This window comes from Methylobacterium mesophilicum SR1.6/6 (assembly GCF_000364445.2).
GTDB lineage: Bacteria > Pseudomonadota > Alphaproteobacteria > Rhizobiales > Beijerinckiaceae > Methylobacterium > Methylobacterium mesophilicum_A.
In genome coordinates, this window is the sequence record NZ_CP043538.1 from 2,142,727 (window position 1) to 2,155,391 (window position 12,665).

14 protein-coding genes are annotated in these 12,665 nt (G+C 70.9%); 8 read left to right on the forward strand and 6 right to left on the reverse strand.

Going from position 1 to position 12,665, the window contains the following annotated elements; translation table 11 throughout:
• The first annotated feature begins 246 nt into the window (after positions 1 to 246).
• The 3 genes from MMSR116_RS10075 (at position 247) to MMSR116_RS10085 (ending at position 2,686) form a co-directional block, all read left to right on the forward strand.
• The gene (locus MMSR116_RS10075) at positions 247 to 996 is read left to right on the forward strand and encodes an SDR family NAD(P)-dependent oxidoreductase (protein WP_010685012.1); all 750 of its coding nucleotides are present in this window, start codon (positions 247 to 249) and stop codon (positions 994 to 996) included.
• A 100-nt stretch (positions 997 to 1,096) separates the two neighbouring features.
• A complete protein-coding gene (locus MMSR116_RS10080) occupies positions 1,097 to 1,507 on the forward strand; it encodes a dihydrofolate reductase (RefSeq protein WP_010685013.1) in 411 nt (136 codons plus the stop codon).
• Between the two features lie 60 nt (positions 1,508 to 1,567).
• The gene (locus MMSR116_RS10085) at positions 1,568 to 2,686 is read left to right on the forward strand and encodes a carboxylate-amine ligase (RefSeq protein ID WP_010685014.1); all 1,119 of its coding nucleotides are present in this window, start codon (positions 1,568 to 1,570) and stop codon (positions 2,684 to 2,686) included.
• Positions 2,687 to 2,832: 146 nt separating this feature from the next.
• On the opposite strand, the gene der is transcribed toward MMSR116_RS10085, so the two are convergent.
• From der to MMSR116_RS10100, 3 genes are all read right to left on the reverse strand, one after another.
• Entirely contained in the window at positions 2,833 to 4,182 is a 1,350-nt protein-coding gene (der, locus tag MMSR116_RS10090) for a ribosome biogenesis GTPase Der (RefSeq protein WP_010685015.1), read from the reverse strand.
• A 28-nt stretch (positions 4,183 to 4,210) separates the two neighbouring features.
• On the reverse strand, positions 4,211 to 4,921 hold the full coding sequence (locus MMSR116_RS10095) for a tetratricopeptide repeat protein (RefSeq protein WP_010685016.1): 711 nt from the start codon (positions 4,919 to 4,921) through the stop codon (positions 4,211 to 4,213).
• A gap of 107 nt (positions 4,922 to 5,028) precedes the next feature.
• On the reverse strand, positions 5,029 to 5,640 hold the full coding sequence (locus MMSR116_RS10100) for an NnrU family protein (RefSeq protein ID WP_010685017.1): 612 nt from the start codon (positions 5,638 to 5,640) through the stop codon (positions 5,029 to 5,031).
• A 395-nt stretch (positions 5,641 to 6,035) separates the two neighbouring features.
• Between MMSR116_RS10100 and MMSR116_RS10105 the strand changes: the two genes are divergently transcribed.
• Positions 6,036 to 7,190, forward strand: coding sequence for a hypothetical protein (locus MMSR116_RS10105; protein WP_158169397.1), 1,155 nt, complete (start codon positions 6,036 to 6,038; stop codon positions 7,188 to 7,190).
• Positions 7,191 to 7,293: 103 nt separating this feature from the next.
• Here MMSR116_RS10105 and MMSR116_RS10110 read toward each other — a convergent pair whose 3' ends face one another.
• Entirely contained in the window at positions 7,294 to 7,545 is a 252-nt protein-coding gene (locus MMSR116_RS10110; RefSeq protein WP_158168662.1) for a hypothetical protein, read from the reverse strand.
• A 125-nt stretch (positions 7,546 to 7,670) separates the two neighbouring features.
• Between MMSR116_RS10110 and MMSR116_RS10115 the strand changes: the two genes are divergently transcribed.
• The 3 genes from MMSR116_RS10115 to MMSR116_RS10125 all read left to right on the forward strand — a co-directional run bounded on the left by MMSR116_RS10115 (position 7,671) and on the right by MMSR116_RS10125 (position 9,144).
• Positions 7,671 to 7,976: a hypothetical protein gene (locus MMSR116_RS10115; protein ID WP_244625633.1), complete on the forward strand. Its 306-nt coding sequence runs from the start codon at positions 7,671 to 7,673 to the stop codon at positions 7,974 to 7,976.
• A 57-nt stretch (positions 7,977 to 8,033) separates the two neighbouring features.
• Positions 8,034 to 8,294, forward strand: a complete 261-nt coding sequence (locus tag MMSR116_RS10120) for a hypothetical protein (protein ID WP_158168664.1) — start codon at positions 8,034 to 8,036, stop codon at positions 8,292 to 8,294.
• A gap of 97 nt (positions 8,295 to 8,391) precedes the next feature.
• Positions 8,392 to 9,144, forward strand: a complete 753-nt coding sequence (locus tag MMSR116_RS10125) for a lytic transglycosylase domain-containing protein (RefSeq protein ID WP_158168666.1) — start codon at positions 8,392 to 8,394, stop codon at positions 9,142 to 9,144.
• A 19-nt stretch (positions 9,145 to 9,163) separates the two neighbouring features.
• Here the strand turns inward: MMSR116_RS10125 and MMSR116_RS10130 are convergent, their stop codons facing one another.
• Entirely contained in the window at positions 9,164 to 9,832 is a 669-nt protein-coding gene (locus tag MMSR116_RS10130) for an SOS response-associated peptidase (protein WP_158168668.1), read from the reverse strand.
• 216 nt (positions 9,833 to 10,048) lie between these two features.
• On the reverse strand, positions 10,049 to 11,221 hold the full coding sequence (locus MMSR116_RS10135) for a zinc-dependent alcohol dehydrogenase (RefSeq protein WP_158168670.1): 1,173 nt from the start codon (positions 11,219 to 11,221) through the stop codon (positions 10,049 to 10,051).
• Between the two features lie 277 nt (positions 11,222 to 11,498).
• Between MMSR116_RS10135 and MMSR116_RS10140 the strand changes: the two genes are divergently transcribed.
• Complete coding sequence (locus MMSR116_RS10140; RefSeq protein ID WP_158168672.1) at positions 11,499 to 12,611, forward strand: alkene reductase; 1,113 nt, start codon at positions 11,499 to 11,501, stop codon at positions 12,609 to 12,611.
• Positions 12,612 to 12,665: the final 54 nt, after the last annotated feature.

Below are 12,665 nucleotides of genomic sequence, written 5' to 3' on the forward strand. Positions count from 1 at the left end.
CCTCCCCCTTGCGGGGAGGAGCTGGAGGTGGGGGTGGTGCAGGATCGCGCGCAACGGTGCCTTCTGCACCACCCCACCCCCTGACCCTCCCCGCAAGGGGAGGGGGGAAGTGCTTTTCCTGTCACTCGGGTCGAGCAACGGGTGGTGGTCCCTAGGCCCAGCTTAAACACCTTAAAAGGGCTGGGTCACAGACCTTTTGAAACCGATTCCTCGACCCGTCGCGCGGAAATGCGCTAGGTCCGGCGCATGGCTGAGTCTCAGAGACCCCTGGAAGGCCGCGTCGCGGTCGTCACCGGCGCATCCCGCGGCATCGGGCGGGCCGCCGCCCTGGCGCTTGCCGGCGCGGGCGCGCACGTGATCGCGGTGGCGCGCACGGTCGGCGCCCTGGAGGAACTGGACGACGCGATCCGAGCCGCCGGTTCGAGCGCCACCCTCGTACCCTTCGACCTGTCGGATTACGAGGCGATCGACCGGCTCGGCGCAGCGATCAACGAGCGCTGGAAGCGCCTGGACATCCTGGTCGCCAATGCCGGCATCCTCGGCGCGCTCATGCCGATCGGCCACATCACCCCGAAGATCTGGGGGCAGGTGATGGACGTGAACGTCACCGCCAACTGGCGCCTCATCCGGTCCCTCGACCCGCTGCTGCGGATGTCGGATGCGGGACGCGCGATCTTCGTCTCCTCGGGCGCGGCCTCCAAGTGCCGTCCCTACTGGGGTCCCTACTCGGTCTCGAAGGCGGCGCTGGAGGCCCTGGTGCGCACCTACGCGGCCGAGACCGAGAGCACCGCGATCCGGGCCATGCTGCTCAACCCGGGCCCCCTCCGCACCGGCATGCGCCGCTCGGCCATGCCCGGCGAGGATCCGGAGACGCTTCGGACGCCCGAAGAGCTGGCCCCCCATTTCGTGCGCCTCGCCGCGCCGGACTGGACCGAGACCGGCAAGCTCTACGACTTTCCCACCGACCGGGTGCTGGGTTTCCGCGCACCCGAATGAGCCGACCGGCCGTTATCGGTTCGGGTTCTGCCAACCAACCCCCTCATCCTGAGGTGGCGGGTGAAAGATCCGACCGGTCTGTTCTTCTGAGTTGTTCACGATGATCGACGTCCGCTGCATCTGTGCGATCGGCCTTCGCGGCCAGCTCGGCCTCAACGGCCACCTGCCCTGGGAGGGCAACACCGACCCGCTCTTCGTGGAGGATGTGACGCGCTTCTTCGCGCTGACCATGGGCCACGTGCTGATCGCCGGCCCGAAGACGGTGGCTTCGGTGCCGGACTTCGCCTTCAAGGATCGTACCATCGACGTGATCCGCAGCCACGAGGATCCGGAAGCGGTGCTCAGGCGCTATCCGGGCCGGCGGATCTTCGTGGGCGGCGGGATCGCGGTGTGGAACGTCTACGCGAAGTACATCCAGAACTGGGACATCACGCGCCTGCCCTATGACGGCGAGGCGGACCGGTGGTTCGACCCGGCCTGGCTGGTGGGCGGCCCCTTGCGCGCGGCCTGAGCGGCACCTTCCTGTGGGCCGGCGCGTTGGCGCGCACGCGTCGCGTTTCCGGAGACCACGATGAGCGCCCATAGCTACCGCTTCGGCATCGAGGAGGAGTATTTCCTCGCCGATGCCGAGACCCGCGGGACGCCGCGCGGCGACCTCGCGGCCTTCCATGCGCGGGTGAAGGCGGAGCTGCCCGAGACCGGGCGCGAACTCGTCGCCGCGCAGGTCGAGGTCTGCACGCCGCCGCTCAGCGACGCGCGGGTCGCCCGGAACAACCTCGGCGGCCAGCGGGCGCAGCTCGCCGGGATCGCGGCGGAGAACGGCCTGAGCCTGCTGGCCTGCGGCACCCATCCCCTCGCGCGCTGGGCCCGACAGACCGCCACCGACGGCGAGCGCTACAAGGGCATCCTCTCCGATGTCGGGATCGCGGCCCGGCGGGCGCTCATCTGCGGCATGCACGTCCACGTGGAGGTGCCGGACCCGGAGGCCCGCGTCGATCTGATGAACCGGCTGCTGCCGTTCCAGCCGCTGCTGCTGGCGCTCTCGGCCTCCTCGCCGTTCTGGCAGGGCGAGGCGACGGGTCTCAGGGCTTACCGGCTCAGCGTCTTCGGAGAACTGCCCCGCACCGGCCTGCCGGAGATCTTTTCCGATGCCGCCGCCCACGCGCGGTTCGTCGACATCATGACCCGCTCGGGCGCCATCGCAGACGCGAGCTTCCTGTGGTGGTCGCTGCGCCCCTCGATCAAGTTCCCGACCCTGGAGTTGCGCATCGCCGATGCCTGCACGCGCCTCGACGATTCCCTGTGCCTCGCCTCCCTGTTCCGCTGCCTCGTGCGCCTGTGTGTGCGCCGGCCGGATCTCCATGCCGGGCTCGACGGCGTCTCGCGGGCGCTGGCCTCGGAGAACCTGTGGCGCGCCCAGCACAGCGGCGTGCGGGCGACGCTGATCGACGAGGCCCGGGGCGAGGCCGTGCCGTTCGCCGAGGCGTTGGAAGACGTGCTCGCCCTCGTGGCCGAGGATGCGGATGCGCTCGGCTGCGCCGCCGAGGTGATGCGTGCCCGGGCGATCGTCGGCGAGGGGACCAGCGCGGACCGGCAGGTCTCGGCCTACGAGGCGGCGCTCCGGGAAGGGAAGGACGAGCGCGCGGCCCTCGCGGCGGCGGTCGACTGGATCGCCGAGGCGTCCCGCTGAGGTCCTGCGGTCCCTCGGGTGGAAGACCCGCATCGTCATCACGAGCGCCGCGACGTGACCCAGGTTTGCGCGAGGCCGCTGATGGCGCGCTGCCTGGGTTGCTTCGCTCCGCTCGCAACGACGGCGCGGCTGATCCGGATTCCGGCTCAGCCCTTGTCGAAGGGGTTCTGCGAGGTCCGGAGCGAGAGCCGGATCGGCGTGCCCGGCAGGTCGAAGGTCTCGCGCAGGCCGTTCACGAGGTAGCGCGTGTAGGATTTCGGCAGGGCGTTGAGCTGGTTGCCGAACAGCGCGAAATGCGGCGGCCGGCTTTTCACCTGCGTGGCGTAGCGGATCTTGATCCGCCGGCCCGACACCGCCGGGGGCGGGTTGCGCGAGGTCGCCTCATTCAGCCAGTCGTTGATGCGCGACGTCGAAATGCGCCGGTCCCACACCTCTGAGGCCTGCACCACCGCCTGCATCAGCTTGTCGACGCCGTCGCCGGCGAGCCCGGAGAGCGGCACCACCGAGACGCCGCGCACCTGCGGCAGCAGGCGGGTGCAATCCTCGCGGAGCTGCTTCAGGAGGCCGGGCTGGTCGGCCACGAGGTCCCACTTGTTGAGGCCGATCACCAGGGCGCGGCCCTCGCTCTCCACGAGGTCGACGATGGTGAGATCCTGCTTCTCGAACGGGATCGTGGCGTCGAGGAGCACCACCACCACCTCGGCGAAGCGCACGGCGCGCAAGCCATCCGAGACCGCGAGCTTTTCGAGCTTGTCGTCGATCCGGGCACGGCGGCGCATGCCGGCCGTGTCGTGCAGCTTGATGCGGCGCCCGCGCCATTCCCAGTCCAGGGAGATCGAATCGCGCGTGATACCGGCCTCGGGGCCGACGAGCAGCCGTTCCTCGCCGAGCATGCGGTTGATCAGCGTGGATTTGCCGGCATTCGGGCGCCCGACAATCGCGACCTTCAGGGCGCGGCCGCCGGGGGCATCCTCGTCCGCGTCCTCGTCGTCCTCGCGCTGGGGCAGGGCGCCCTTCAGCGCCTCGTGCAACTCGCCCACGCCCTCGCCGTGCTCGGCCGAGAACGGGATCGGGTCGCCGAGCCCCAGCGTGAAGGCCTCGTAGGCGCCGGCGAGGCCGGTGCCGCCCTCGGCCTTGTTGGCGATCAGGATGACCGGGCAGCCGGCCCGACGCACCAGCTCGGCGAAGGGCTGGTCGGTCGGCAGCACGCCGGCGCGGGCGTCGATCACGAACAGCACCACGTCGGCGGCGAGGATCGCCGCCTCGGTCTGCATCCGCATCCGGCCGGTGAGGGTCCGCTCGTCCGCCTCCTCAAGCCCCGCGGTGTCGATCACCCGGAAGTGGAGGCCGCCGAAGGCGACGTCGCCCTCGCGCCGGTCTCGGGTGACGCCCGGACGGTCGTCGACCAGCGCGAGCTTCTTGCCCACGAGGCGGTTGAACAGGGTCGACTTGCCGACGTTCGGCCTCCCGACGATCGCGACGGTCGGCATGTCCATGATAGGTCTCGAAAAGTTCGGTTAGAAATCAGCGCGTGATCGGCGGGGGCGGCGCGGCCGGCTCGGGCTTGGCCTCGGTCACCGTGACGGGACCGCCCGCGACGATCGCCGCGTAGACCTCGATGCGCTCGCGCAGGTTCCGCGGGGTGTCGGGATCGGCGACGATCTGGTCGAACCAGCGGCCGGCGTCCTCGTAGTCGCCCTTCTTCAGGGCGGCCAGTCCCAGCATCTCGCGGGCGGTGTGGCGGAACGGCGTGCCGGCAGCCAAGCCCTGGAGATTGGTCAGCGCCGCGTCCGGGTTCTGGCCGTCGAGGCGCAGCAGGGCGGCGCGCAGGCGCGCGAGGTCGCGCATCCCGTCGCCGAGGCTGCTGTCGTCGGCGAGCTTGTCGAACTCCGCTGCTCCCGCCGCGGGATCGCGCTTGCTCGTCTCGGCCGCCGCACGGAACCGGGCGAGGAGCCGGTAGCCCGCCGGGCCCTGCGCCTCGAGGGCGTCGAAGGCCTTGTCGGCCTCCGCGGCCTTGCCGTCCTTGGCGAGGCGGTTGGCGTCGTCGAACTGCACCGAGGCGGTCTCGGCCGCCGCGCGCTGCTGGGCCTGCCAGTATCGCCAACCCGCGACGCCCGCGACCACGAGCACGGCGAGCGCGATGATCACGCCGCTGTAGCGCTTCCAGATCTGGAGGATCCGGTCGCGGCGGTAATCCTCGTCGACCTCGCGAAGGAACTCGTTGTTCTCGGCCATTGTCTCCAGGCCTGCCTCTGTCGGCCGGCCGCCTCAGTACCGCGATGGGGCCCCGCGCCTAACACACGGGCGCCGGGTTGGCGACAGGCCGTGTCTCAGACGGCGTCTCAGGCCATCGCGCCCGGCCAGACGGGCACGCCGATCACCGGATAATGCAGGTAGCGGGCGAAGACGAACCACGCGACCGTGCCGATCGCTACGGCCAGGATGTCGTTGCGCCATCCGTGCGGCGCGACCGCCGGGCCCGCGTGCTGGGCCGCCACCGCCCCGGGCGCGAGGGCCCGGCGCTTGGCGCTGATCCGGGCGGCCACCGCCCAGGCGAGAAAACCGCCGAACAGCAGCATCGAGCCCAGGTCGCCGTTCGCCAGGAGATGGGCCGTCGCCCAGATCTTCACGGCGAGCAGCATCGGGTGCTTGGCCCGGGCGCGGATATGGCCCGGCAGGTAGGCGGCGGCGAGGCTGATGAAGGCCAGCCACACGAGGAGGAGCGCGAGGTGGCGCGTCCAGACCGGCGGATCCCAGACCGGGATGTAGCCGGCGAGCCGGTAATCGTGGAAGCCGATCCCGATGAGGACCAGGCCCAGCAGCGACAGGGCGGTGTAGCCGAGCTTGTACCGGTTCTCGCCGATCCGGCCGACGATCGCGGCGCGCCGGGTGCGGGCCATCGAGAAAGCGTGCGTGCCGAGGAACAGCACGAGACCGAGGATCAGGAGCAGCATGGGGATCCCGCCGACGTGCCGCCGGGCGGCAAGCACTCTGTAATGGTTCTCAAGCGAATCTCGTCCTGTTTGTCCAGGCGCGGCCGGGACGCAGCCGGATGGCGGCGATGAACTGGACGATCAGGATTGCTGCGTGGAGCTGCAGAGGCGCTGTCGCGTCGTTCATCAGATCTGGCGGAACAGTGCTGCGGGATCTCCCTCCCCCCTCTGCGGGGGAGGGTGGCCGCTGCGTCAGCGGGGGTCGGGAGAGGGGAGCGCGGTTTCAGGAGAAGGCGCGACCTTCAAGACGGACACAGCCACATCCCGCACCGTCGCTCCCCTCTCCCGACCCCCTTCGGGGGCCACCCTCCCCCGCTGAGGGGGGAGGGAGGGCGTCGCGTGTCGCAGGCGCGGCACTGCTAATCCTGACCGGTCTTCTCCCTGTCTCGGCCCCCGCCGCGTCCGATCCGCCGCTCTCGGCCCTGACCCTGGTCGGCCCGCCCGCGATCGTCTTCAAGGCCGGTCGCGACGCCTGCGACGGCGCCGACGTCCCGGACGCGCCGGCCCGCGCCTTCCGCGACGCCTCCGGCGCCGTGGCGCTCTACGGCATGCATTACCGCAACCGGGCGCTCCGCGGCCCGGATCTCGGCCATCTCAGGCTCGACTGCACGGTCGTGCTCGATTCCGGCGAGAAGTCCGATCCGGCGGCCTACGATGACCGCTCCTGGATCACCGCCACCTGGACCGAAGACGGCCGCCGCGTGGCCGCGCTCCTCCACCACGAGTACCAGGCCAACGAGCATCCCGGCCGCTGTCCCGCGGGGACCTACATGGCCTGCTGGTACAACACGATCACGGCCGCCGCCTCCCTGGACGGCGGCCGGAGCTTCCTCCGGAAAACCCCGCCCGTGGTGGTCGCTGGCGCGCCGTTCCGGCAGGACATCGACCAGGGGCATCACCGGGGCTTCTTCAACCCGTCGAACATCGTCGCGGACGGGAAAGAGCGGTATTTCCTGGCCTCGACCACGGGCTGGACCCGACCCGGCAGCGATCAGGAGGCGGGCGTCTGCCTGTTCCGCAGCGACGATCCCGCCGACCCAACGCGCTGGCGGGCCTGGACCGGCACCGGCTTCACCGCAGCCTTCCCGGATCCCTATCGGGCCACGCATCCCAACCGGGCCACCTGCCGGCCGGTGGGGCCGTTCCCGGGGCCGGTCGGAGCCGTGGTCCGCCATCGCGGCTCGGGAGCCTGGATCGCCGTGTTCATGGCCAAGGCGGGCGAGGGCTTCGCGCGGTCCGGGTTCTACTGGACCAGTTCCCGCGATCTCCTCGCCTGGGACACGCCGCGCCTGCTCGTGGAGGGCGCCACGCTCTACGACGATCCCTGCACGGCGACCGCCCCGCTGATCGCCTATCCGTCGCTCCTCGATCCGGATGCCAAGGGGCGCAATTTCGACGATGTCGGCGACACGGCGCTCCTGACCTACGCGAGCCTGCGGGTCGAGGGCTGCACGATCACCTCCGACCGGGACTTGGTCCGCCGCCCCGTGGCGATCCGCGTCTGGCCCTGATCCGGCTTGACGGGACCGCGATCGCCGCACCCGTCAGGCGCGACCGCCACGGGATCCCCATGCACGAAGCCCGCCCGGAGGCGGGGGCCACGATCGCCGAGGCCTACCGCACGCGGCTCTCCTGAACGGCCCGCTCAGCGGCCCGGCCGGTCGGCGGCCCGTACAACAGGGCGCCGGCCTCGGCAGAACCCGTGGGCAGACCGATCCGCTGGCAGAGCACGGTGCCCAGGGTCAGGCTCAGCATCAATGCGGTGGTCGAGAGCAGCACCGTGGTCGCCCGGGCATAGGCGCGCCCGGCATGGATCAGCACGCAGCCGCAGGCGAAGATCGTGATGGCCTGAAACAGATGCTGCACGGGCGCCGTCCTCTCGGGCCGCGGAAGCCTGTCCGGGCCGGCCTGGATCGTCCGCGGGCGGCGTGAAAACGCGGTTAACGTCGGGTATAGCATCGTTATGCGAGTCGGGTGTTGAAGGACCTTGTATGAGCGCGTCCAGGATCCCCGAGGAGGCGGTTGGCGCGATCCCGCCCGGGTCGGTGGCGACCCGTGAGAGTGCGGCGCTCGGGTCGGGCGCCGTCGGCGCGGGAGCCCTGGGCGCCTCGGCGCTGGGGGCGCTCGCCGTCGGGGTCGCGGCCATCGGCGCGGTGGCGCTGGGCGCCTTCGCGATCGGCCGCCTGTCGGTGGCGCGTGCCCGGGTCGGTTCCCTGGAGGTCGGGTCGTTGAAGGTCGGATCGCTGGAGATCGACACGCTCACGGTGCGGTCGCTGCGCACGCCGCAGCAGGATTGACCCCAGGGCACGCTTGCCGGGCCGCCGCCCCGGAGGCGAACGCGAGGACAGGGTGCGATGACCGATCCGAAGCCGCCCTTCCGCGCCACGGACGCGGTGGATGCCCTCGGCGAGACCGAGGGCGATTTCGTCCTCCCGCTCTGCCTGCCACGGCCCAGCCTGCTGGTCGGCGAGGATCTCGCCGTCGTGGTGCTCGACACGATACACGGCCAGCGCGTGGGTCTGCCCCTCTCGCCGCAGGGCGTCGCGGATCTTCACTCCGTGCTGGGGGAGGCTCTGCGCCTGCTGCAGGCGCGGGATGGCGGTGCGGTTCAGTGACCGGGGTCGATCCTCCGGGATCCGATGCCTCCGCGCGCTAAGGCTTCGTTGAGACGCCGCGCGTAACCCTGACGCCGCCCTTCCCGCGTGGCGGCCGATGCGCGCTTCTCCCGTCCTCCTCGTGCTGCTGGCTGCCGGCGCGCCCGCGCAGGCCCGGCCCGCGACCTTCCTGGCGGTGCATGCCCTCGGCATGGCGGCGCTGCCGTCGGTCCCGCCGCACGCCGCGCCAGTGCCGGAGGGGCGTACCCGCTTCCTCCCGCTCATCGCCCGCGAGGCCGCGGGTACCGGCCTTCCGGTCGCCGTGGCCGATGCCGTCGCCCGGATCGAGAGCGGCTACGATCCGGCGCTGGTGGGCAGCGTCGGCGAGGTCGGGCTGATGCAGGTCCGGCCCACCACCGCGGCGATGCTGGGATTCCGCGGCACGGTGGCGGACCTGGCGGCGCCGGAGATCAACGTCCGCTACGGCGTGCGCTACCTGGCGGAGGCATGGCGCCGGGCCGACGGCGACCTGTGCCGCGCGCTGATGAAGTACCGGGCGGGCCATGGGTCGGAGGTGATGTCGCGCCTGTCGCAGCTCTACTGCGCCCGCGCCCAGGCGATCCTGTCCGACTCCGAGGGGCGCCTCGGCCCCGGCCGGTCGGCCGTTCCGGTGCGGCTCGCCGCCGTGGCTGCGGCCGACCCGCGGCACGGCCGGGCGGCGCCTGCTCCGGCGGCCCCGCGTTCGTTCTGGGAGGTTCATCGGGCCCGCATCGCCCGGCTCAACACCGCCGTCGTGGCGCGCTGGCGGGCACGCGGATGGGCGCCGAGCGGCGCCGCGGCCGCGCTGGCGACGGAGCGCGCGGGCGGCTGACGGCGCGGATCGGCCCGGCTCAATCCGCGGGCTGCGGCTCCGGTTCGTCCGACCGCGCCCCCCGGGCCACCTCCCGCATCTCCAGATCCGGCAGCGGGCGCTGGAGGCGGAGGGCCTCGGCGGTGGGGGCTTCGAGCCAGGTCGCCCACTCCTCGGGCTTCGTGAGCAGCACCGGCATCGCCTTGGGATGGACCGGACCGACGACGCCGTTCGCCTCCGTCGTCAGGAAGGAGAACAGCCGGTGCTCCTCGGCGACCCGGTCGGGGTTCTCGCGCTTCGTCCCGCGCACGCCCGTCCACGGGCGCCAGATCCCCGCGAAGGCGAAGAGCGGCCGATCCACGTCCAGGGCGAACCAGACCGGCGTCTTGCGCGGCTTGGTGTCGGCGTATTCGCTGAAGGCGGTCACCGGCACGAGGCAGCGGTGGGCGACCCCGAGCCACGGGCGCCAGTGCGGGCTCGCCACGTTGCGCACGTTGGTGACCGGATGCTCGCCGAACGCCTTCGGCCCCGGCATGCCCCAGCGCATCATGACGAGATCCCGGCCGGACGCGCCGTTCAGCACCACGGGTGCCAGCTGGTCCGGAAAGATAGCCGGCAACAACGGCAGGTTTCCGGTGCGGTCCTCTGTGATCCCGAAGGCCCGGCGCAGATCCGCCGGTCCGGTCCGCAGGCTGTAGAGGTTGCACATGGCACCGTCCGCCGATCCGGGCGCAGCCGTGCGCCAAGCTTCGATGCCGTTCTCGGCGCGGACGGCCGAAGCGTCAACGTCGCTCCATGATCGGCTCAGCCGCCGGTCGGCGGCCCACGCCCAACCAAACTCCGGGCGTGCCCACAAGCCTGTCGGGGCTTCGGACATCCCGGGGGCTCGGTAAGGCCAGGCGGCGTGCGACCGCCCGGCCGCACCTCAGAGGTGAAACACCACCTTCACGCAGCCGTCCTTCTTGTCGCGGAAGGTCTTGTAGAGGTCTGGGCCGTCCGCAAGGTTCTCGGATCGGTGCGTGATCAGGGAGGTCATGTCGAACTTGCCCTCCTGGATTAGCTTGGTCAGCGTCTCCAGAAAGCGCTTCACGTGGGTCTGGCCGCTCTTGATGGTCAGCCCCTTCTGCACGATCGAACCCATGTTGACCGGCAGCGGACCGCCGTAGACGCCAGGCACCGAGACGATGCCGCAGGGCCGTACCGCCTTGATCGCCTCGGCGAGCGCGTAGGGCCGCTCGGTGGCGGTCAGCTTCTCCTGGACGGTGGACAGCATGCCGGTGATGCCGCCATGGCCGGCGCTCGCCTCCATGCCGACGCAGTCGATCACCGCGTCGGCGCCCTGGCCCTTGGTGATGTCCTTGATCCGCTCGAAGACATCCTCATTCATGAAGTCGATGATGTCGGTGGCGCCGACCTTCCTCGCCAGGGCGATGCGCTCGGGCACCGTCTCGATGACGATGATCCGCTCGGCGCCCATGATCTTGGCCGACTGGATGGTGAAGATGCCGACCGGCCCGGCGCCCCAGATTGCGATGGTCTCGCCGCCCTGGATCTCGCAATGCTCGGCGGCCTGCCAGCCGGTGGGCAGGATGTCGGTGAGGAACAGGACCGACTCGTCGTCCATGCCGTCGGGCACCTTCATGGGCGCCACGTCGGCCATCGGCACGCGCACGTACTCGGCCTGGCCGCCCGCGTAGCCGCCGGTGAGGTGCGAGTAGCCGAACAGGCCGGCGGTGGTGTAGCCGAACTGCGCGGCGGCCATCTCGGCGTTGCGATTCGAGCGCTCGCACACCGAGTAGTTGCCGAGCTTGCACTGGCGGCACGCGCCGCAGTTGATGTTGAAGGGCACGATGATCCGGTCGCCCTTCTTGAACTTGGTGAAGCCCTGACCGACCTCGACCACCTCGCCCATGAACTCGTGGCCGAGGACGTCGCCGCTCTCCATGGTGGGCATGAGCCCGTCCATCAGGTGCAGGTCCGAGCCGCAGATCGCGCAGCTCGTCACCTTGATGATCACGTCGCGGGCATCCTCGATGACGGGGTCCGGGACCGTGTCGCAGCGGATATCGTTCCGTCCGTGCCAGCACAGGGCCTTCATGGCAGGCGTCTCCAGAGGTCATCATGCCATGGCTGGGAGCCAGCCATCTCACGGAGTAAGCCCGGCTCGGCACGGCCAAGTTCCGGCCGATGCGGGCGCGACGGCAGTCCCCTGCCCGAGCCGGTCCATGCGGGACCCGACCGTCGCCATCGCCGGTTATCAGCCCGGCGGGCCGCCGCGCGCTCGCGCTTGCCGATCGCGTTTGGGTCCCAGACCCCAGCGTCCCAGGGCGCGCCGCGCGGTCCCGACGATCCGATCCATCCTCCCGCGAGTCCCCATGCCGAGCAGCCCTGTCCTCCAGCCCGTCACGATCGGCGCGCTGAACCTGAAGAACCGGGTCGTGATGGCGCCCCTGACGCGCAGCCGCTCCGACGACGCGGGCGTGCCGCCTGACTTCGCCGCTGACTATTATGGGCAGCGGGCGAGCGCCGGCCTGATCGTCGCGGAGGCGACCAACATCTCGCCCCAGGCCGCGGGCTACGCCTTCACGCCGGGGATCTGGTCCGACGCGCAGGTCGAGAGTTGGACCCGGATCGTCCGGACGGTCCACGCCAACGACGGGCTGATCTTTCTCCAGCTCTGGCATACCGGGCGGATCTCGCACCCCGACCTCCAGCCGGGCGGCGGTGTGCCGGTCTCGGCCTCGGCGATCCGGCCCGAAGGCACCGCCTTCACTCGCGCGGGCATGAAGGCGCATGTCACGCCCCGGGCGCTGGAGACCGACGAGATCCCGGGCATCGTGGCCGATTATCGCCGGGCCGCCGAGAACGCCAAGCGCGCCGGGTTCGACGGCGTGGAGATCCACTCCGCCAACAACTACCTGCTCGAGCAATTCGTGCGCGATTCGACGAACCGGCGCACCGATCAATACGGCGGCTCTGTCGAGAACCGCCTGCGCTTCCCGTTGGAGGTGGTTCGGGCCGTCACCGAAGTCTGGGGCGGCGGTGAGCGCGTCGGCATCCGGATCTCACCGACCACCACGCAGCCGGGCGAGACGCCCCTCGATTCCAATCCGAATGCCACCTACGGCGCCTATCTCGACGCGCTCAACGGGTTCGGCCTGCTCTACGTCCACGCGATCGAGGGTGTGACGCAGCAGACCCGCGACGCGCCGGACGGCGTCGATCTCACCGCTCTGCGTCGCAGGTTCAAGGGCGCCTATATCGGCAATAACGGCCTGACCCTGGATCTGGCCGAGAAGGAGCTGACGGAAGGCCGGGCCGACCTGTTCAGCTTCGGTCGGCCGTATCTCGCCAATCCGGACCTCGTGGAGCGCTTCGCAACCGGCGCGCCGATCGCGGAGGCGCCGAAGGCGTACTGGTACGGCGGCGGCGCGAACGGTTATTCCGATTGGCCCGGCCTGCACGGGCCGGTGCCGGTGCGCCGTTGATCGGCGGACACGGTCCGCTCCCGGCCGAATGGTTTACGAATGTTTCACGTGAAA